Genomic DNA, 19,391 nt, shown 5'->3' with positions numbered 1-19,391 from the left:
CGAGTGCGGGCTACTCGGCCGTCTGGGATACCGCGACCGCGGAGTTCGGGACGGCGGCGCGCTGGGGTTGAGCGACGAGGATCAGTACCAGGGACAGGACCAGTCCTGCGACGCTGACCGCGATGAGCGTGCCGTACCCCCCAGCGCTTTCGACGAGGCGTCCACCCATCAGCGGGCCGAGTGCGAATCCGCCGCCGATCGCGAGGTTCGCCAGGTTCACCAGCTGCCCGGACCGATCCAACCCGGAGAGGGTGGCCATGAGGTAGGGAAGGATGAAAGTCCAGGTGAACTTGAAGAGCAACGCGGCCAAGGTGAATCGGAGAACCCCGGGTACTCCCGCCAGCAGAGCGACCGACAGGGTCATCGCGAGGTAGCCCACGAGGAGATTGATTCGGGTGCTCGGGCGTGCACCCAGAACGGTGGCCCCGACCGATCCTGCGATGCCGAGCACGGTGGCGATCGACAGGATCACGCTCGAGGTTTCGTTGCCGATCATCGACGCGCCCGCGATGCCACCGAGGAAGGTCCAGATGCCGCTGAGGCTGACGTAGAAGGCAAGCAGCGCAATCAGGCCCAGGGTCGCACGGAGAGCGTAGTTCGGTGCGGCCACCGAGTCTTCGTCGCCGGCGCGGCCCGCGAAGGTGTGGTGTTGCGGCAGAAAGCGGACGAGAGGGAGGACGACCATCATGAGAATGGCGAGAACCCAGTATGCGATGCCGATCCCGAAGGTGTCGAAGAACTTCGGGAGTACGGCCAGTCCGATCGCACCGAAGCAGAGTTGTCCCATGAGCCACAGGCCGTAGACACGGTTGCGGTCCCTGGTCTGGGCTGCGAGTGACATGCACAGGACCATCAGCGATCCGCCCGCAAGGGAGGTCAGGAATCGAACCGCAACAAGAGTCCCATAGTCGCCGATGTAGGCCGAGCCGATATTGCCGATGATGAAGATCGTCCCGAAGATCGTGGACGTCGTGCGGAGGTTGTACTTCTTCATCCACCACAGCGCGGGAATCGACGCGATACTCATCGCACCGAGCTCGGCAGCGAACAGATCACCCGTCTGCGACGGACTCAATGCGAGCTGCAGTTGCAGTTGGCTTGCCGCGGCAGGTGCCATGAGAAGGAGCATGGCGACAACGGCCGAAAACAGGACGATGACGGCTACTCGTCCCGTGGAGTTGGGGTCGGTGTTGTCGGATGCGACGCGTCGACCGTCGAGCAACTGGGGCATCGAATGTTCCTTCGTGAAAGGGGAAGGCGGATAGCCGTCAATGTCCTTCTGCCCATGCTCCGATGCGCCCCGGATCATGTGCTGCTATCTGGATGACCGGCTTGCCCGCACCGTGCTGGGAATCGAAGGCAGCGACAGCTTCGGAGAGAGGCAGCACGCGTGTTGCCGGTGGCCGCAGACGACCGTCACGGACCCGGCGCTCGAGGCGGACCAGGCACTCACGATCGGATTCGACGACGAAGAATGTCGCCCGGCCCTGCTCGGGCATCACCCGAGGAGGTTCCGCGATGGTGACGAGGACACCACCGGGACGCACCAGTTTCGCTGAACGGTCGAGTGTTTCGCCGCCTATGACATCGAGTACCACGTCGACCTCGTCGAGATCTTCGAGCCTGTGCCGATCCAGATCCACGAAAGCGTGGGCGCCGAGACCGAGAACCGTGTCACCGTGCCGAGCACGACCGGTGCCGATGACCCGGGCGCCCGCCTCGAGCGCCAGTTGCACTGCCATCGAACCGACCGCGCCGGCCGCACCATGGATCAGTACGGTCTGACCCGCGGCGAGTCGCCCGTGATCGAACAGCGCTTGCCACGCGGTGAGCCCGGAGATCGGCAGGGCGGCGGCCACGGTGTGATCGACTCCGCCAGACAGCGGCGCCAGGTTTCGGGCCTCGACCGCGACGTACTCTGCGAGTGTACCGTTGCGGGTCCAGTCGGCGACCCCGAACACGCGCTGACCGATTGTCAGACCGGTCGTGCCATAACCTAATTCAGCGACGACTCCGGAGACTTCATGTCCGGGAATGGATGGTGCCCGGTCGCGCCCCGCACGGTCGGACCAGGTGCCGGGCCAGTCGAGCTCGCCGGGTGTGAAGCTCGCGGCGTGTACGCGGACGATGACGTCGTTCTCTGCCGCATGGGGGTACGGAACTTCCGCCACCGACAGTCCACTGACACCGGATTTGTGGTCGGATGCGATGACCGCTTGCATCAAGAACCTCACTTCGTTTCGTTTCGATTGCGCGACGTGGAGTCGCGGCGGCGCTCAGGCCTGGTGCTGACGTGCGTTGGGGTGGCGCAGAGCAGGTCGGTGACCTCGACGTTTGCTGTATTCAGCATGCTCTGAGGCTAGTACGGCAGCGAGCCGCCGCATGGGCCACTTGCACACCGAATTCGGGGTCCACTCACGGGAGTTGCCGAACCAATGCCTCCACGGCGGCAGGCCATGCGCTCTGCGCAGGCGCGGCGAAGCCGACGACCAGACCGTCGCGGTCGACGTCGATTTCGGGATGGCGGTAGAGCGCGAGGCCTTCGACAGCGAGATTCCGCCACGCCCGTTCTTGCGCGGCGGCGCTCTCGTTGCCGTCGGCCAGGTGCAGCAGCACGTGCAGGCCCGCAGGCAGACCGGTCACGCGATTGGCAGGCGACGACCGGCCGACCGCGTCGACCAGTTGCTCCCGCCGGCGGCGGTACTGCGCGCGCATCGCGCGAATGTGCTTGTCGTAATCTCCTGTTCGGATGAACTCGGCCATCGCCAGCTGGTCGACGAAGCCGCAGGTGGTCTCGGTCTCGCCCTTCTGGCGGGCCACCGTCTCGACGAGCCGGTCCGGAAGGACCAGCCAGCCGAGCCGAAGGCCCGGGGCAAGGGACTTGCTCGTGGTGCCCATGTACACCACCCGTTCCGGGTCGACACCCTGAAGCGCGCCGACGGGGCTCCGGTCATAGCGGAATTCCCCGTCGTAGTCGTCCTCGATGATCACACCGCCGGTTCTGCGTGCCCAGTCGACGACGGCCGCGCGCCGGTCGGAGCGCAGCGGTACGCCGGTCGGGAACTGGTGTGACGGGGTGAGCAGCACGCCGCCCACCTCCTGCATGCCGTCGAGCGCGGCGACGTCGGCGCCACCGGCGTCGACGGCCAGCGGTGGACAGTGCAACCCTGCGGTGCGCAGTGCTTCGCGGTGCGTCGGCAACCCGTAGGACTCGACCGCCAGGGAGGCAACTCCGGCACCGGCCAGCGCGCGGGCCAACAGCGTCAGCCCCTCGGCGGCACCGCAGCAGACGATGATGTTGTCGGGCCTGCAGACGACGCCGCGGGCCCGCGCGAGGTACTCGGTAAGCGCCAGGCGCAGTTCGGGACGGCCGTACGGGTCCGCGTAACCGAATGCCTCGGACGAGACTGTGTGGAGCGCCTGCTTGACGGCGCGGCTCCACTGCCCGCGCGGGAACGACGACAGGTCGGGCTGGCCCGGTCGCAGATCGTGATCCGGGCGGCGCGCCGGCAGCCTCCGCACGCGAAACCCCTCGGCCCGCACGGCCCCCGCGGCACGGCGGGACACCGTCGTGCCGGAGCCGTGTTGTGACGTCAGCCAACCTTCCTCTACGAGTTCCGAGTACGCCCGCGCTACCGTGTTCCGCGCGATGCCCAGGTCCGCGGCGAACGCGCGACTCGACGGCAGCCGAGTGCCCGGGGGCAGCCGGCCCGAACGGATGGCGTCACGCAGAGCGTCCATCACGCTGTCGCGGACCCGGCCGGCGGGCCGCTCGAGGTGCAGATCCAACCCGGCCCTCGGGGCCGGTGGTGAATCGGTGTCCGTGGTGTCGGCGGACACCCCTTCGTCGGCGCTCAGCACATCCTCCAGTTGACGGGAAGACCTGACCAGGAGCTTACGCCGGTGCGGGCATCTCGCCGCGGATGACGAGTCAATGCAACAACGACGAGGGTGGCACACCGTAGCGCTGCCGAAACGCGGCGGCGAACCGGCCGAAATGAGTGAACCCCCATTTCAGCGCAACGTCGGTCACCGAACGGGCCGAGCCCGAGGCGAGTTCGGATCGGACGCCGGCAAGGCGGATCTCGGTCAGGCATTCACGGGGAGTCTTGCCGAGGTAGATGCGAAAGCCCTCCTGCAGACGCCGTACGCTGACACCGGCTACGTCGGCCATGTCCGCTGCGGTCCACAGCCGGTCGGGCTCGGCGTTGATGGCATCGATCACGCGAGTGACGATCCGTGGTCGGACAGCGTGGCGATCGCCGGTCTCGTCCGGGACGGCAGCGAGCAGGAAACCATCGGTGAGCGATGCCGCCAGTCCCTGTGCCACATGCGGATTGGCCAGCAGCGCGTCATCGACGGGTTGATCGACAATGCTGCTCAGCAGTCGAAACCAGCTGGCAGCAGCGGGCCTGCTCAAATCGATCTGATCGGGGATCACGGCATCGGCGCGGCCTGTCACGCGCCACAACTCGCGTTGGACGAAGTCCCGATCGATCTTGACGCCGAGAATCGTGCAGGCACCGGGCCACCGCGTGATATCGGCCGGCGTGTCAGCGGGGTTGACCGTGGCGAAGCCCGGGGTGGACACGACGAGCCGCCCCCTGATCCGGGTCTCGAGTTCGCCGTGAAGCGGGATGTTGATGCCGACGGCGCCCGGATGCTCACTGTGAACGGCAACATCGGCGCCCCAATTGATTCGGACAATGTGCAGCGGGCCGAGGTGCAGGGCCGACACCCCGGGCGACGTGGCAGGGCCGGAAGCGACCAGGGGCATGAGCTCATGCGGAAAATAGGCGTCGGATACGGCATGGGATGCCGCATCCCAATCGGGGTGCCGTATGCCACCCCCGGGGTGCTCGCCGCCTGACTGGGTGCCGGAAAAGCTCTCGCGCAATGTAATCGACCTCTGGTTAACGGATCGCCACGCGACGTGTCCGTGCCTCTCTTCTATCACACGCGGTGGAGAACCAGAAGGGAGCGCGGACAGGACGGTGCGACGCGGACCCCCGCCCGGCGGGGCACGGGCGACGCCGTCTTCGAACAAAGTTTCGGCATTCCGACGTCACTCCGCCCGGGGTTGCGATACTCTGACTGCGTCTGCCGCAATGTGGAGGTGTCGTGTCGAAGGCGAGAACTCGCAGCGGCAACGTTCCGTCTACCGCGACCAGCTTCGTCGGTCGGCGTCAGCAGCGCAAGGAGATCCGCGACCGCCTGGCGAGCGGACGGCTGGTGAGCTTGATCGGGCCGGGCGGAGTCGGCAAGACCCGATTGGCGTTGCAAGTCGCCGACGAGATGAACCACCTTGTCGAAGACGGGGTGTATTTCGTCGAATTGGCGTCCGTCTCGGACGGAGGCGACGTTCCGGCTGCAGTCATTCACACACTGGGAATTGTCGATCAGTCGAATCGTGACGCCACAGCGAAGCTGATCGAATATCTTCGCGATCGCGAGATACTGCTCATCCTCGACAATTGCGAACACGTACTCCCCGGGTCGGTCGCACTGGTCAGCGAAATTCTGCGATATGCGCCGTCGACGCGAGTTCTTGTCACTACCCGCACGTCACTGATGGTGACCGAAGAATTCATTTATCCAGTGCCTCCACTCACCGTTCCCGAGGACGCTGCGCCGGTCACCGTTGAATCCCTGCCGCAATTCGAGTCGATCCGACTACTCCAGGAACGTGCAGAGGCCGCCTCCCCCGGCTTCGTCCTCGACGAGCACAATGCTGCCGCAGCGGCGCGTTTGTGTATTCAGCTGGAGGGAATTCCGCTCGCAATCGAGCTCGCGGTCGCCCGAATGCGCATTCTTTCGCTCGACCAGATCCTGGAACGACTGCCGGACCGATTCGGGTTGCTCACAATGGGAAGTCGATCGGCCGCACCGCGCCAACAGACCCTCCGATCGCTCGTCGATTGGAGTTTTGCACTCTGCACGGAACCGGAACGTCATCTGTGGGCGCGCCTCTCCGTTTTCGCAGGCAGTTTCGACCTGACGTCGGCCGAAGGCGTGTGCGGCGACGGATACGCCGAAGGCGGCCACCCGAAGACAACCACGCTCGATCTCCTGAATTCCCTGGTTAATCAGTCCGTCCTCGGAGTCGAGGACCAAGAATCGACGATGCGCTTCCGGATGCTGGAAACCATCCGGGCGTACGGCGCAGAGATACTCGCGCTGACAGGAGACTCCGAGAGATTCCGCAGCCGCCACCGTCAGTACTTTCTCGACGTGGTCACAGGCCTGGAACGTTCCTGGTGCGGGCCCGGCCAAGCCGCCTCGGCCAAGTGGATGCGCGTCGAGCGGGAAAATCTCCGAGCCGCGCTGGACACCGCCGCCCCGGGCGACAACTATCAACTCGAGTTGATCGGCGGACTGCGATACCGCTGGTACGCCGATGGATACATTGCCGAGGGTCGCAGGTGGGCGGACGAAGCGCTCGACGCACCCGCGGGTGACCGGACACCCACGCCGGCCCGGGCAAAAGCGCTCTGGGTCGCTGCCAGGGTGTGCCTTCTCCAAGGCGACCACGAGGCGGCCGCACTGCGCCTCGACGAATGCGAAGCAGCGGCGACGCAACTTCACCTTGCTGATGCGGCGGCCCACTGCCTCGGCCTGCGGGGACTCGCCGCACAGCTTCGCGGCGACCTTGCCGAGGCCGAGAGCTATCTCGAGGTCGCGCTGCGAGAGTTGGCCGACGTCGGCGAGACCGCCGAATGGCTGATGGCGTCGTTCGAGTACGCCGTCGTACTTTCGCTCGACGGTCGCAGCGCGGAGGCATCGGCCGTCAGCACGTCGGCGCTGGCCGTGTGCCGACAGCGCGGTGAACGATGGGCGCGCTCGTACCTGAAGTGGAGCCAAGGCCTCGACCACTGGCTGCAAGGCGACTTCACCGCGGCACACGCGACCGCGCTCGACGCGCTTCGTGATCACCGCGTCTTCGATCCGTCCCTGGGCACCGCCCTGATGACCGAGCTTCTGGCCTGGATAGCGGGATCAACCGGTCAGTTCGAGCACGCGGCACAACTCATCGGGGCCTCTCGAATCCTGTGGCGACGCACCGGAACGGAATTGGTGGCATTCGGGCCGAAACTCACGGGCTATCACTCCGCCTGCCGCGGTCTGCTCGAGCAGGCCATGGCACCCCGGGCGCTGTCGGCAGCTCTACAGGCCGGCTCGAAGCGGTCCCCGACGGGAATCATCGCCTATGCATTGGCGGAACAGGTCGCCGGTTCGATTCCCGGGGATGAACCACCCGCGCTCACCAGTCGGCAGCAAGAGATCGCAGCCTTGATAGCGAAGGGGCTGACCAGCCCACAGATCGCGACGGCTCTGGTGATCTCCGTGCGCACCGTGGAGAGCCACATCGAGAACATCATGACGCGCCTCGGGTTCGTCTCACGCAGCCAGATCGCCTCGTGGTACGTCGGACAGTCCCGCTGAGCGGACAACGAACTCGCAGGTCAGAACCGTTTCGCCGCGTTCGCCACTGAACGCACCCGGTACGCACTTCCGCAACTTCCGTACCCCCTACCGTGATCTGCCCCATGTGCGTAATCGCACGGTGCGGCAGATTACGACGGGCCACACGTTGTGACCCATCCCATGCAAGTAGCCCCACAGCGCGGCCGATCACAGCGGGTCAATCGACCACGCGCGAGTCCAACGCGTCGCCGACGTGGCTCGGTGCAACACAGTCCACGCCGGGGCATCCGGCCGAAATTCGAAGGAGTCCCCATGGCATCGCAGTTCGAGGCCCGACACTCCAGCCAGCAGCCTCGGCGAGCGGACACCGAGAATCAGGCACGCGAGGACCTCGCGATGGAGATCAAGGCCAAGACGCCGATCACCGACACCGTCACCCAATTGACCCTGGTCCGCGCCGACGGTCGAGACCTCCCCGACTGGACGCCGGGTTCACACATCGACGTCGTACTCGGACCGGACATGGTGCGGCAGTACTCCCTGTGCGGGGAACCCAGCGACCGTCGTTCGTGGCAGGTGAGCGTCCTGTATCAACCGGACGGCCGAGGCGGATCCACACGCCTTCATCACGAATTGCGCGAAGGCGAAAGTATCACCGTCCGTGGGCCTCGCAACAACTTTCACCTCGTCGACGCACCCCGGTATCTGTTCATTGCCGGAGGAATCGGAATCACCCCGTTCCTCCCGATGATCACGTCAGTCGATCGCGCGGGAGCCGAATGGTCCTTGATCTATGGAGGCCGTAGTCGACGCAACATGGCGTTCGCAGACGACCTGAAACAGGCTCACCGCGACCGCGTGACCTTGGTTCCGGCAGACATCCACGGGCGCATCGATCTCGCTCGCATCCTTGCGGGTGTCACTCCCGATACCGCGGTATACGTGTGCGGACCGGAGAGTCTGCTGTGTGCTGTGGAGGCGATGGGCGCCGAACTCGACAATATCGGCAATATTCACCTGGAGCGGTTCACTCCGAAGACTCCGACGGACGCGCCCGTCCTCGATGAATTCGAAGTCGAATTCGTGCGGAGCGGAATCACCGTCTCGGTCGGATCGGATCAATCAATTCTCGACGTCGCACGGTCCGCCGGCATACCCGCACCATTCTCCTGCTCCGAGGGAACGTGCGGGACCTGCGAAACAAATATCGTGTCGGGCCTGGCCGACCATCGTGATTCAGTTCTCAGCCCTGCAGAGCAGGAAGAAAACAGCACCTTGATGATCTGCATCAGTAGGGCCGCGTGTCCAAAGATAACACTCGACCTCTGACAGCCCACCGAAGAGAGGAAAACAATGACTGGATGCCCGGTCGCCCATACCGCCGCCACATTCTCGTTCTTCGACCGCGAATATCAGGAGAATCCGGGAGCCTCGCTGGCGTGGGCTCGCGAGAGCCAGCCGGTGTTCTACAACGACGACTCGGACTACTGGGTCGTCACGCGGCACGAAGACGTGAAATCGGTCTTCAGCCAATTCAATCAGTTCTCTGCGGCCATCACCCTGACGCCAGTCACCCCTCCCTCCGAGGAGGCGGGCGCGCAGCTCGGCAAGTACAACTTCGCACCCTGCCCCGTCCTCGCGGATTCCGACCCGCCCATGCATCGGCAGTACCGCCGGCTGAACGCTCCGGCATTCATGCCAGACCGGATCGACTCTCTTACTCCCTACATTCGGGACACGACGAACGCCTACATCGATCGATTCGTCGATCGGGGTCATGCCGATCTCGTCGCCGATATGCTCTGGGACATACCCTGTTTGGTCGCTCTGCAGTTCTTGGGGATTCCCGAGGAGGACGTCGACACCGTACGCAAACTGGCCACGTCCATGACCGAATTCGTGTGGGGACGGCCTACTCCCGAGGAGCAGATCCGTGCCGCCGACGGATTGGGCCAGTTCTGGGAGATGGGTGAGCGCGTCATCGGGAAGCTCAAGGAACTCGACGATCCACCGGGGTGGTTGGGCCACGCGATCACGATGCAGCGCGAGCACCCGGACGTCATCTCCGACACGTGGCTGCAGACGAACGTCATGGGCGGCGCGATGGCGGCCCACGAGACCACGACCAATGCCACCGCGAACGCGGTCGTCACTCTGTTGAGGAACCGCGACCAGTGGGATCGCCTGTGTGCGGACCCATCTCTGATCCCCGCGGCGGTCGAGGAGTGCTTGCGACTCAACCCCTCGGTGGCCGCCTGGCGCCGAGTCGCGAAGCAAGACGTGCAGGTCGGCGACGTGACGATTCCCGCGGGAGGCAAAATCCTCATGGTGATCGCGTCGGCGAACCAGGACGGCTCCGTCTTCGACGATCCCGAACGATTCGACATCGACCGAGACGCCAAGGCACACATCGCATTCGGCGCTGGCACGCACATGTGCCTGGGTAACCATCTCGCCCGGCTGGAGATGGTCATCTATCTGGAGGAGCTGACACGACGCCTGCCCCACATGACTCTCGACCACCAGGAGTTCCACTACGTTCCGAACACCTCGTTTCGGGGCCCGGAGTCGCTGCACGTCAGTTGGGACGTCGAGAAGAACCCGACCCTCACCTGAGCGGCGCCTCGCGCGCCGAGCGCTCTCGAGCACTCCCGAACGCTACGAACGGAGAAAGCACGCATGACCACCAACTCCATCGACTTCTCCGATACCAGGACCTGGCCGCCACTGGACGGGCTCGCGCCAGGATTCGACGGCAACAAAGCCGTCAGGTCGAGCAGTGTGGCCGGCCGCGACATCGTGTTCACCAACTCCCATGGCAGCCGGGTGTCGCATCGTTTCGGCACGGCCACCGTCGAATGGAGCTACGAGCCCGGGCCCGGCGACCCGCACCCAGTCATCTCCGGAAGGGACGACTACGAGGCCTTCGACGTCGCAGAAGGGTTGGTGTACACACAATTCCATCACCGTGACGACGTGCCGAATACAGCAGTCAGCCTCGTCCTCGACTTCGACCACGGACGCAGCCTGGCCATCGTGAGCACGATCGGAGATCCGGCCGGAGGCCGGACCCGGGTGCAGCACACCTTCCTGCAGGGCCGCATCGAGGGACTGGAGACGCGCGGACCGGAGCCGGCACCCACGACCGCACTCCTGGGTCGGCGAGTGCTGTGGACCTACAGCGACGAGCACAGCTACGAGCACGTCTACCTCGGACCGCACTCGTATACGTGGCACTGCCTGGCCGGGCCCGCGGCCGGTCTTGCGGACACCGAAGAGTGCACGACCTATCAACTACGCCCTGGAATCTACGTCTTTGCCTCGCGGGAAAAGGTGACCCCCTGCGCGTCGGTCACCATTGCCGATCACCGCGACATCACGTCTCTGCGATCGTACGGAGCCCTCTTCGGGCTGGACGCGACAGGTGAATTGCCGACGCACTTCACCTTCGGCGCAGTAGGCGAGCTACTCAGTCACACCGTACGAAACACCCACTCCTGAAAGGACACGCCCATGTTGGCTAAAGGAAACGTCAAGGTCACCGACCTGCTCTGCGCCACCCCGCCCGCCATTCCCGAGGGTTCGCACGCGATGACACAACTCGTCGAACTCCCACCGGCCGACCCCGGACTCGCGCCGCATCGCCACTCCGGACCGGTGTTCGGTTACGTACTGGAGGGCAGCATCTTCTTCGAGTTGGAAGGCGAAGAACCCAGGCTGATTGCTGCGGGCGAGGCATTCTGGGAACCTGGCGGTGACGTCGTGCACTACCAGGTCTCCAATCCCGATCCAGAGGCCTGGAGCCGGTTTGTCGCCGTGTGCATCTGCGCTCCCGACGTGGACATGATCACCATGCTCGAACCGGAAGAGATCATCGCCCGCGATCATCTGCGCCACCCCAGCGCACGTCAGCACCAGGGCTGAGCGCGGCTGCGACCCCACGTCGCGCACTCGAAACGAAATGAGGATTCATGTCAATACTGTCGCGACGGGCGGTGGCCGACATCATTGCCCGCCGGTTCGCCGCCAAGATCAACTCTGCGATCCACCCCGCCGGCGAACCCCGGTTCCCTGAAATCACCATTCGCACAACTGACGTCAGCATAGAGACGCGCCACGGTCCGGTCACTGCGACCATCTATCCCCCGCAGTCGCCGACAGGCAACCCCGGGGTTTATGTGAATGCTCACGGCGGCGGATTCGTGGTGGGACACCGAGAACAGGACGACGCATGGTGCCGCTTCCTGGCCGCCCATGCCAATGTCTATGTGCTCAACACGGATTACGCGTTGGCGCCGCACAAGCGGTTTCCCACGCCCGCCGAACAGTTCTACGACGTAGTCCAGTGGGCATCAGCACCGGAGCGTGACTGGGACGGCACGCGGTTGTGCGTCGGCGGCCAGAGCGCAGGAGGCAATCTGTCAGCAGCCGTATCGCGGATGTCGCTGGAAAACGACGGCCCCGCCATCTCGTTGCAGATTCTGCACTACCCGCCGCTCGACATCGTGACGCCTCCCTCCCACAAGCCGTCACCGCTGGGCTCGAAAGCCGTCCTGCAGCCCTGGTTGTGTGAGGTGTTCGACACCGCCTACACGCCCGATCGCGCGCAGCGTAGCCACCGGTTCGTCTCGCCGGCATGGGGAGACAACGCCAACGGCATCGCAGGTATCGCACCGGCATTGGTCATCACCGCGGAGTTCGACCGACTGCGCAATGAAGCCAAGCGATACGCGGACAAGCTCGAGGCGGTCGGCGCGCTCGCCGAATACGTCGAGGTGCGTGGTGTCGACCACGGTTACGACATCATGACCGACGAGACCGAGATAACACGGCGGATGTACGAGGTGATCGTCGCTCACGTCAACCGGGCGATCGACTGAAACGTTCTGTCCTACAACCGTTCGACAACCTACCCAAGAGGAACATCATGAGCAGCGTAAATATCGGCAAGCAGCACCCGACCGTCTACAAAAGCCTGGTGAAGCTGGACGCGGAGGTGAAGTCCGCTCTGGACCTGGCGGGCGTGGATCCGCTTCTGGTGGAGTTGGTGAAGATCCGTGTCTCCCAGCTGAACGGCTGTGCCTTCTGCCTCCGCATGCACACCCGCGACTCTCTGGCCAAGGGAGAGAAGGCAGATCGGCTCGCGGTCGTCGCGGCGTGGTGGGAGGCGCAGTACTTCAGCGACCAGGAGCGTGCCGCGTTCGCTCTCGCCGAACAGGTCACCGGTCTCGCCGTTCCGGAACGGCGCACCTGGGACGACGGCTCCCTCACAGAGGACCAGGTGTCGGCGATCAGCTGGCTCGCGATCGTGATGAACGCCTGGAACCGGGTTGCCATCACCAGCCACTACCCAGTGGCGCCGTAGAGCGTGCATTCTGCCGGTCGCTGAGTGTAACGATGTTCGATATCCCAGTCGCGCACGCGGCGATGTTCGTCGGAGCGGTCGGGGCTCTCGTCCCGATGTGGCGGGCGCACGGATCGGACTGCCGGGTCCGGATCGGGCACGGCGCGATGGCGGTGTCCATGGTCGCGATGATGATCCCCGCTGTGCCGGCCGGGATTCACCTGCTGGGGGGTGCCGTCCTCATCGCGCTCGCCGTGTTCGTCACCGGTGAGACCATGCACCGCCGGACCGCGGTTCCCTGCGCGGTCGATCTCACGGCGATGGGGGTGCTGCTGCTCCTGGCCCCGATGTCCGCTCCCGCCCCGGCGGCCCCGGCGGCCCCGGCGGCGGCGCCGGGGCCCTCCGGCCACCGTCACGGTGGCGCAGGAATCTCGACGGGCTGGCTTCCCCTCGTCGTGCTCGTGTGCTGGGCACTGCTGACCCTGCACCTCTTCCGCTCCACCCCGCGCCGCGACCGCCGTTCCGGCGTCAAGACCGCGGCTGCGGGTTCCGCACTGATGATCGTGGGCATGGCTCCGATGGTCGTCTGACACCACAGAGGGGTACCGAGCAGAGTCCTCGCCCACTTCGCAAAGTCGTACAGAGAAAAGAGTTTCCGTGCCCCTCGTGTCCGAACCCACCACACCGCAGAAGATCAAACTGTCCGACGAGGAAATCTTCGCCGGCCACATCGGGGGAAAGCTGTCCGTGGAATTGACGACCCCGCTGGACAACCAGCGCGCCCTGTCCATCGCTTACACGCCCGGCGTCGCGCAGGTCTCCCGCGCCATTCACGCCGACGAGACCCTCGCCGACCGCTACACCTGGACCAACCGGCTGGTGGTCGTCGTCTCCGACGGCTCCGCGGTCCTCGGCCTGGGTGACATCGGTCCGCGTGCTTCCCTTCCGGTGATGGAGGGCAAGTCCGCGCTGTTCAAGAACTTCGCCGGGTTGAACTCGATCCCGCTGGTCCTGGGCACCCAGGATCCGGATGAGATCGTCGAGACCCTGATCCGGCTGCGCCCGAGCTTCGGCGCGGTGAATTTGGAGGACATCTCCGCGCCGCGGTGCTTCGAGATCGAACAGCGGGTCATCGAGGCGTTGGACTGCCCGGTGATGCACGACGACCAGCACGGCACCGCGATCGTCGTCCTCGCGGCGTTGAAGGGTGCGGTGAAGGTCCAGGACCGGGACATCCACGACCTGCGGGTGGTGATTTCCGGTGCCGGCGCCGCCGGTGTGGCGTGCGCGAACATCCTGCTCGCCGCCGGCATCGCGGACGTGACGGTGCTCGACTCGAAGGGCATCGTCTCGGCCGACCGGCAGGATCTCAACGAGATCAAGATCGATCTGGCCGCGCGCACCAACCCGGCAGGTCGCCGCGGCGGGGTCGTCGAAGCCCTCGACGGGGCGGACGTGTTCCTCGGCGTGTCCGCGGGCACGGTGCCTGAGGAGCTGATCGCGACGATGGCCGATGACTCGATCGTGTTCGCGCTGTCGAACCCGGATCCGGAGATCCACCCCGACGTCGCCCGCCGGCATGCGGCGATCGTCGCCACCGGACGCAGCGATTTCCCGAATCAGATCAACAATGTGCTGGCCTTCCCCGGTGTGTTCAAGGGTGCCCTGGACGCCGGTGCCCGGCGGATCACCGAGGGCATGAAGCTCGCCGCCGCCGAGGCAATCCTCTCGGTCGTCGGTGATGAGTTGGCTGTGGACAAGATCGTTCCCAGCCCGCTCGATCCTCGCGTCGCCCCCGCTGTCGCGGAGGCAGTCGCCGCCGCTGCGCGGGCGGATCGCGTCACCGCATGGCACTGACGACCGTCCCGGTGTCTCACGATCGACCGACAGTGGCTTGACCGAATGGGAACGAAAAGAGATTCTCGAACGATCCAGCGCATCGTGACGAGGGCGACCGGTCCAGGTGACGCGCATGAACGCCGAATCGTCAGGCGCGTCACCCACCGGCGGGCGGGCTCGGACTCAGATTCCCGCCGCCGAGACGAACTCCCGAATCTCGAGAGCCTTGTCCAGCATCTGACGTGTGTTCCGCCACCAGTCCTGCAGGTGCAGGTCGAGGATCAACTCGTCTGCGCCTGCACTTGCCACGGAGGCGATGTCATCGAGGATCTGCGCGGTCGTGCCCGAAAAGCCGATCCGATCGTCGCCGAGCGGAGTCTCCGAGAACGCCACGTTCCCCACCACGATCATTTCCATCGCGGACGGGTCCCGCCCCGCGGCGGCCGCGGACTGGCGTATCAGGTCCCACGCCGTGCGAAGCTTGTCAGCACCGGCTGCGCCAGGGGTCGGGAAGAGCGGCATCCAGCCGTCGGAACGTCGGGCAATCCGTTCCAGCACACGTGCATTGGGACCTCCTGCCGAGCTGACATCGACATCGCCGGCCAAGATGACGGGGATCGGCGACGCCGGCTTCGGCAGGACGTAGGCGTTGTCGATGAGCGTGTGGGGCCCGCGGTAATTCACTGGATCCGGACCCCACGCTGCGTCGAAGACGGCGAGGGTCTCGTCGAGGAGTCGGCCGCGGTCGGACTTCGCCATCCCGACAGCCTCGAACTCGTCTACTGCCCATCCTGTTCCCAACCCCGCGATCACACGCCCGCCACTGATCTGGTCGAGCGTCGCGAATCTCTTCGCAAGTTGGAGGGGCTGGTGAAGGCCGGCGACTACCACGCTGGTGCCCAGTCGGACTCGCTCCGTTACCACTGCTGCGGCAGTGAGGACTATCAGCGGATCAGCCGCTTGCCGATACGCGGACGGCCACGGCGCGCCCGGGGTGAAGGAATCGCGGGGCGCCACCGGAAACAACAGTCTCTCCCAGGCCCAGACACTGTCGAACCCGGCACGTTCGGCAGCGCCGGCTACTTCCGTGATGTCGTGGCCCAAATCAGTGCCGATCCGCTGGGGCAGTCGAAGTCCAAGTCTCATAAGTCAAGAGTGAACGATCGTCGTCCTGGTGCAAGGAGTGAATTCATCCTGGTATTCACGCCACCTGGATCGTCGTCCTCCCAGGTTCGGCTTCCATGAAGAATGTGAACGCACGTCCCGAAGTCCGTGCCCGTCGCGGCGAGTTCGGCGCATTCCTGAAGAGTCGACGCGCCCGCATCACGCCGGAGCAGGTCGGCCTGCCCACCGGGGGGCGCCGCCGGACCCCGGGACTGCGACGGGAGGAGATTGCCCAGCTGGCCGGCGTCGGAGTCACTTGGTACACGTGGCTCGAACAGGGTCGCGACATCAAGGCATCCGAGCACGTGCTTGCGGCGATCTCGCGGACGCTACGGCTGGATCTGCACGAGCACGCACATTTGCTGACGCTGGCGGGCGTGACAGAACCGTCGAGCGCGACGGAGTGCAATGCCGTTACGCCTTCGATGAAGGCAATGATGGCCAGGCTCGACCCGTATCCGGTGATAGTGAGCAATGCGCGCTACGACGTCCTTGCCTATAACCGGGGCTACTGCTGGCTGATGGGCGACCTGGACGCCGTTCCGTCCGGGGAGCGCAATCTTCTCGTCCAAAATCTGCTCAACCCTGAGTGGCGGGGGCGCATTGTCGGCTGGGAGGAGCACATTCCCCGGATCGTGGCGGGCTTCCGTGCCGCGTGGGCGGAGCACCTCGGCGAGCCGACGTGGACATCCTTGGTGAAGCGACTGACTGCCGAGTCGCCACTGTTCGAGCAGCTGTGGAAGCGATGCGACGTGACCCGAGTGCCCGTCACTGATCGGCGCTTCGAGCACCCCACGGCCGGGCCGCTGACGTTCCACGTGACCCACCTGAACGCCGGCGTTCATTCGGAGATCACGATGTCCACCTTCACACCTGCCGACGAGGCCACGACATCGAGGCTGCCGACCGCGACCGGCCGGCGATGACTTTGCGGTCGTGGCGGTGTCAGTACTCGTATGAGAACACTCGCGATTACCCAGAACATCACCCTCGACGGCTCGATCGAGATGCTCGGCGACTGGTTCGACCCGGCGGACCAGGATCCGCAGTTGCTGGAGGCGACCAACCGGCAGTCCGAGCGCGCGGACGCCATGTTGCTGGGTCGGCAGACGTTCGAGGACTTCCGCAGCTACTGGCCCCGGCAGACCGACGACCAGACCGGGATCACCGATGAGCTGAACCAGATTCAGAAGTACGTCGTCTCCTCGACCATGTCCGACCCCGAGTGGCGGAACTCGACCGTGCTCACGGGCGACTGGATCGCCCAGGTGCGGACCCTGAAGGGGCAGGATGGCCGCGACATCGTCGTCACGGGCAGCATCACGCTGACCCATGCCCTGATCGAGTCCGGCCTGGTCGACGAGTACCGGCTGTTCGTGTACCCCGTCGTCCAGGGTCGGGGACGCCGGCTGTTCCCCGACGGGTACGAGACGCCGAGGCTGCAGCTGGTCGAGGCCCGTGGCTTCCGGAACGGCGTCTCCCTGCTGCACTACACCGTCTGACGACTCCACCGATACCGGTCGACTGGCTCGCTCACTCCTCGGACGACCGAGCGTCGCGCATCAGCCGCACCAACTCCTGCGCATCAACGACGTCCCTGCCCTCGACCTCGGCCCGACCGGCGAGATGCGCCGCCAGCAGATCCGTGTCCGACAGCACCGCGATCGTTTCCCGCAACGCGTCGTAGTCGTCGGCGCCCAGCAGAATCGCGGCGCGGTGCCCGTCGCGGGTTATCTCGAACCGTTCGTGGGTGCGCTCGGCCACATCGACCAGCCGGGACAGCTGCGCCCGGGCTTCGGCAACAGGAAGAGTCCTCATGTACCTATTCAAGCCCAAAATGTGGGCACCTACCGCTCCGCGTCAGCTGGAGCTGTGAGCGTGGTGGTGGTCGTCGGTGTGGGTCTCTTCGTCCGCGTCGGGAGCTCTGGTGGTGGCGGCAGCAAAAAAGTGGTGGTCGGCTCCGACGAGCGTGTCACGGGGAGCACCTCGAACGTCGTCTGCACCACCATCGACGGAATCGGCACGCACCGCAGCCCGGCCACCTGGAAACCGCGACTGCCGCGGTTCGGCACCGTCGCGCGGAAGTCCGCGACGCTGCCGACCTGACGGGTCTCGCCCAGGACCCGATCGCCGAACTCCACCGACCACGGCCCACCGCAGGTCGGAAGATTCGTCGCGTGGTACTGGATGCGGTCGCCCGGCTGCCCGCTCGGCGGAGTGACGAAGAGGACCGGCTCAGTGGGATCGAGCATGCGCGTCGCTTCCATGTCGGGCTCGCTCGACGCACCGCCAACGGTGTGGACTGCGAGCAGGACAGCAACGGACCCGACGAATGCCGTCGCCGCCAACCAGGGTGTCTGTCGCACCGGTCTCACCTCGCACCCTCAATTATGCGGCTTCGCCGCCCACTGCAGGCCGGTCTCGTCGTCGTACAGCGTGGGCGACGGGTACCAGTCGGGGTGCGGGGCGGCCCGTCCGGTCACGCGGTGGTACTGCGCCGACCACCGGTCGGCGACACCGAAGGCGAAGGCGTAGGGGACGGCGGCGAGGAAGCACTCACGGACCGCGGCGGACCCGATCGTCGTCGACCGGCCCGACAGCACGCGTTCGAACCCGGCGGCGCCCGCCCACACCTGCCGCCCCGTCGGCGTGTGCCGCAGACCCGTGCCCGCCGCGAACACGCCGACGGAGCCGGCGACGAACGCGACGAACGGAGCCCCGAGAAGCGTGGGACCCAGTACGCCGAGGAGCCCGAGCGCAGCGAGAACGGTGCACAGGCATGCCATTGCCCGCCCGATCCACGTCCTGACCGAGACCACCAGCAGTTCCTCGCGCGCCGACCACGATCGGCATGCGTCCGACATGGCACGCATGCCCTCTCGCACCGCGTAGCCGGATGTCGGCGAGCCGTCGGCGACGAATACCGCACCCGGCGAACGGATTCCGAGGGCATCGGCCAGGACCCGGGAAATGGGGTCGATCTGTCTCCACCGTTGCGGGGTGCCGATGCCCTCGATCTGCCACAGACCGTCGTCGACCGAGGTCAACCGGACCACCGACTGCTCGGCCAGGTGGAGCAGTGTCGCCGTCGGCGCGCTGTCGCCGATCCACTTCCGCACGACGTATTCGGTCTGCGCAGGCCCGAGACCGGGCACGGGTCCGTACCGCACCGGCGCCTCGGGGAGTTTCTCGCGGGCACTTCGCGACCACAGAAGACCCACACCCCATGCGACGACCGACAGACCGACGGCGACCGCGGCGAGCACGAACGAGTCCCCGACGATCGCGGCGAGCCCACGCGTATTCGACGTCGGCCCCCACACCAGGGGAAACAGCAGTCCTGTGCACGCCGAGACACCGAGGAGTACGGCAACGGCAACGTGCATCCTCGCCGCATCCGACGCGCGACCTTGCGCCGCGCTGCGGACCTCCCCGCGGGAATCGGGCTGGTATTCATCGCCGTTGCCGTGCATTCGCTGACCTCATCGCCGGGGATATTCGCTGATAACGCAATCCTCGGCACACCCGCCGCCGTCAACCAGACGACACAGGGACTACCAACCCCACCTCGAGGTGTATGACTCCTCACCCCTGAGGGGGCGACGCTTCCACGGACGAT

The 19,391-nt window shown here is 65.6% G+C and carries 19 protein-coding genes; 11 read left to right on the top strand and 8 right to left on the bottom strand.

Going from position 1 to position 19,391, the window contains the following annotated elements; all coding sequences use genetic code 11:
• Positions 1 to 10 precede the first annotated feature (10 nt).
• The 4 genes from ACFU5V_RS38735 to ACFU5V_RS38720 all read right to left on the bottom strand — a co-directional run bounded on the left by ACFU5V_RS38735 (position 11) and on the right by ACFU5V_RS38720 (position 4,843).
• Entirely contained in the window at positions 11 to 1,231 is a 1,221-nt protein-coding gene (locus tag ACFU5V_RS38735; protein ID WP_378706186.1) for an MFS transporter, read from the bottom strand.
• 37 nt (positions 1,232 to 1,268) lie between these two features.
• Positions 1,269 to 2,222 carry an NADP-dependent oxidoreductase gene (locus ACFU5V_RS38730; RefSeq protein WP_378706184.1) on the bottom strand — a complete coding sequence of 318 codons (954 nt, stop codon included), beginning with the start codon at positions 2,220 to 2,222 and terminating at the stop codon, positions 1,269 to 1,271.
• Between the two features lie 193 nt (positions 2,223 to 2,415).
• Positions 2,416 to 3,840 (bottom strand): PLP-dependent aminotransferase family protein, encoded by a 1,425-nt coding sequence (locus ACFU5V_RS38725; protein ID WP_378706222.1) that lies wholly within the window; start codon positions 3,838 to 3,840, stop codon positions 2,416 to 2,418.
• 91 nt (positions 3,841 to 3,931) lie between these two features.
• Entirely contained in the window at positions 3,932 to 4,843 is a 912-nt protein-coding gene (locus ACFU5V_RS38720) for an AraC family transcriptional regulator (protein ID WP_378434637.1), read from the bottom strand.
• A 278-nt stretch (positions 4,844 to 5,121) separates the two neighbouring features.
• Here ACFU5V_RS38720 and ACFU5V_RS38715 point away from each other — a divergent pair, with 278 nt between their 5' ends.
• The 9 genes from ACFU5V_RS38715 (at position 5,122) to ACFU5V_RS38675 (ending at position 14,626) form a co-directional block, all read left to right on the top strand.
• Positions 5,122 to 7,443 (top strand): ATP-binding protein, encoded by a 2,322-nt coding sequence (locus ACFU5V_RS38715; protein ID WP_378706182.1) that lies wholly within the window; start codon positions 5,122 to 5,124, stop codon positions 7,441 to 7,443.
• 294 nt (positions 7,444 to 7,737) lie between these two features.
• On the top strand, positions 7,738 to 8,754 hold the full coding sequence (locus tag ACFU5V_RS38710; RefSeq protein ID WP_378434617.1) for a PDR/VanB family oxidoreductase: 1,017 nt from the start codon (positions 7,738 to 7,740) through the stop codon (positions 8,752 to 8,754).
• Between the two features lie 24 nt (positions 8,755 to 8,778).
• On the top strand, positions 8,779 to 10,041 hold the full coding sequence (locus tag ACFU5V_RS38705; RefSeq protein WP_378706180.1) for a cytochrome P450: 1,263 nt from the start codon (positions 8,779 to 8,781) through the stop codon (positions 10,039 to 10,041).
• 63 nt (positions 10,042 to 10,104) lie between these two features.
• Complete coding sequence (locus ACFU5V_RS38700) at positions 10,105 to 10,926, top strand: MoaF C-terminal domain-containing protein (RefSeq protein ID WP_378706178.1); 822 nt, start codon at positions 10,105 to 10,107, stop codon at positions 10,924 to 10,926.
• Positions 10,927 to 10,938: 12 nt separating this feature from the next.
• Positions 10,939 to 11,349, top strand: coding sequence for a cupin domain-containing protein (locus ACFU5V_RS38695; RefSeq protein ID WP_378434622.1), 411 nt, complete (start codon positions 10,939 to 10,941; stop codon positions 11,347 to 11,349).
• Positions 11,350 to 11,396: 47 nt separating this feature from the next.
• Positions 11,397 to 12,305, top strand: a complete 909-nt coding sequence (locus tag ACFU5V_RS38690) for an alpha/beta hydrolase (RefSeq protein WP_378434624.1) — start codon at positions 11,397 to 11,399, stop codon at positions 12,303 to 12,305.
• A 47-nt stretch (positions 12,306 to 12,352) separates the two neighbouring features.
• Positions 12,353 to 12,790 (top strand): carboxymuconolactone decarboxylase family protein, encoded by a 438-nt coding sequence (locus ACFU5V_RS38685; protein ID WP_378434626.1) that lies wholly within the window; start codon positions 12,353 to 12,355, stop codon positions 12,788 to 12,790.
• 32 nt (positions 12,791 to 12,822) lie between these two features.
• The gene (locus tag ACFU5V_RS38680) at positions 12,823 to 13,359 is read left to right on the top strand and encodes a hypothetical protein (RefSeq protein WP_378706175.1); all 537 of its coding nucleotides are present in this window, start codon (positions 12,823 to 12,825) and stop codon (positions 13,357 to 13,359) included.
• A 67-nt stretch (positions 13,360 to 13,426) separates the two neighbouring features.
• Positions 13,427 to 14,626, top strand: a complete 1,200-nt coding sequence (locus ACFU5V_RS38675) for an NADP-dependent malic enzyme (RefSeq protein ID WP_378706173.1) — start codon at positions 13,427 to 13,429, stop codon at positions 14,624 to 14,626.
• A 165-nt stretch (positions 14,627 to 14,791) separates the two neighbouring features.
• Here ACFU5V_RS38675 and ACFU5V_RS38670 read toward each other — a convergent pair whose 3' ends face one another.
• Positions 14,792 to 15,754: an LLM class F420-dependent oxidoreductase gene (locus ACFU5V_RS38670; RefSeq protein WP_378706171.1), complete on the bottom strand. Its 963-nt coding sequence runs from the start codon at positions 15,752 to 15,754 to the stop codon at positions 14,792 to 14,794.
• 95 nt (positions 15,755 to 15,849) lie between these two features.
• On the opposite strand from ACFU5V_RS38670, the gene ACFU5V_RS38665 reads away from it, so the two are divergent.
• Together ACFU5V_RS38665 and ACFU5V_RS38660 are read left to right on the top strand one after the other, a co-directional pair.
• Positions 15,850 to 16,698: a helix-turn-helix transcriptional regulator gene (locus ACFU5V_RS38665; protein ID WP_378441378.1), complete on the top strand. Its 849-nt coding sequence runs from the start codon at positions 15,850 to 15,852 to the stop codon at positions 16,696 to 16,698.
• A gap of 30 nt (positions 16,699 to 16,728) precedes the next feature.
• Positions 16,729 to 17,274 (top strand): dihydrofolate reductase family protein, encoded by a 546-nt coding sequence (locus ACFU5V_RS38660; protein ID WP_378441376.1) that lies wholly within the window; start codon positions 16,729 to 16,731, stop codon positions 17,272 to 17,274.
• A 31-nt stretch (positions 17,275 to 17,305) separates the two neighbouring features.
• Here the strand turns inward: ACFU5V_RS38660 and ACFU5V_RS38655 are convergent, their stop codons facing one another.
• The 3 genes from ACFU5V_RS38655 to ACFU5V_RS38645 are packed head-to-tail and all read right to left on the bottom strand — an operon-like array spanning position 17,306 to position 19,158.
• Positions 17,306 to 17,590 carry a type II toxin-antitoxin system Phd/YefM family antitoxin gene (locus ACFU5V_RS38655; protein ID WP_378441374.1) on the bottom strand — a complete coding sequence of 95 codons (285 nt, stop codon included), beginning with the start codon at positions 17,588 to 17,590 and terminating at the stop codon, positions 17,306 to 17,308.
• Positions 17,591 to 17,619: 29 nt separating this feature from the next.
• The gene (locus ACFU5V_RS38650; RefSeq protein ID WP_378706169.1) at positions 17,620 to 18,138 is read right to left on the bottom strand and encodes a hypothetical protein; all 519 of its coding nucleotides are present in this window, start codon (positions 18,136 to 18,138) and stop codon (positions 17,620 to 17,622) included.
• Positions 18,139 to 18,156: 18 nt separating this feature from the next.
• Entirely contained in the window at positions 18,157 to 19,158 is a 1,002-nt protein-coding gene (locus tag ACFU5V_RS38645; protein WP_378706167.1) for a DUF2207 family protein, read from the bottom strand.
• Positions 19,159 to 19,391: the final 233 nt, after the last annotated feature.

It is taken from the genome of Rhodococcus sp. NPDC057529 (assembly GCF_042802055.1).
GTDB lineage: Bacteria > Actinomycetota > Actinomycetes > Mycobacteriales > Mycobacteriaceae > Rhodococcus_F.
This window is presented reverse-complemented; position numbering and strand designations above follow the sequence as displayed.

Bases quoted from the DNA above. Each gene is read 5' to 3' on its own strand.
- ACFU5V_RS38665 (WP_378441378.1), top strand. From the start codon at position 15,850: ATGAAGAATGTGAACGCACGTCCCGAAGTCCGTGCCCGTCGCGGCGAG.
- ACFU5V_RS38695 (WP_378434622.1), top strand. From the start codon at position 10,939: ATGTTGGCTAAAGGAAACGTCAAGGTCACCGACCTGCTCTGCGCCACC.
- ACFU5V_RS38660 (WP_378441376.1), top strand. From the start codon at position 16,729: ATGAGAACACTCGCGATTACCCAGAACATCACCCTCGACGGCTCGATC.
- ACFU5V_RS38645 (WP_378706167.1), bottom strand. From the start codon at position 19,158: ATGCACGTTGCCGTTGCCGTACTCCTCGGTGTCTCGGCGTGCACAGGA.
- ACFU5V_RS38680 (WP_378706175.1), top strand. From the start codon at position 12,823: ATGTTCGATATCCCAGTCGCGCACGCGGCGATGTTCGTCGGAGCGGTC.
- ACFU5V_RS38670 (WP_378706171.1), bottom strand. From the start codon at position 15,754: ATGAGACTTGGACTTCGACTGCCCCAGCGGATCGGCACTGATTTGGGC.
- ACFU5V_RS38700 (WP_378706178.1), top strand. From the start codon at position 10,105: ATGACCACCAACTCCATCGACTTCTCCGATACCAGGACCTGGCCGCCA.
- ACFU5V_RS38710 (WP_378434617.1), top strand. From the start codon at position 7,738: ATGGCATCGCAGTTCGAGGCCCGACACTCCAGCCAGCAGCCTCGGCGA.
- ACFU5V_RS38655 (WP_378441374.1), bottom strand. From the start codon at position 17,590: ATGAGGACTCTTCCTGTTGCCGAAGCCCGGGCGCAGCTGTCCCGGCTG.
- ACFU5V_RS38730 (WP_378706184.1), bottom strand. From the start codon at position 2,222: ATGCAAGCGGTCATCGCATCCGACCACAAATCCGGTGTCAGTGGACTG.
- ACFU5V_RS38735 (WP_378706186.1), bottom strand. From the start codon at position 1,231: ATGCCCCAGTTGCTCGACGGTCGACGCGTCGCATCCGACAACACCGAC.
- ACFU5V_RS38690 (WP_378434624.1), top strand. From the start codon at position 11,397: ATGTCAATACTGTCGCGACGGGCGGTGGCCGACATCATTGCCCGCCGG.
- ACFU5V_RS38685 (WP_378434626.1), top strand. From the start codon at position 12,353: ATGAGCAGCGTAAATATCGGCAAGCAGCACCCGACCGTCTACAAAAGC.
- ACFU5V_RS38705 (WP_378706180.1), top strand. From the start codon at position 8,779: ATGACTGGATGCCCGGTCGCCCATACCGCCGCCACATTCTCGTTCTTC.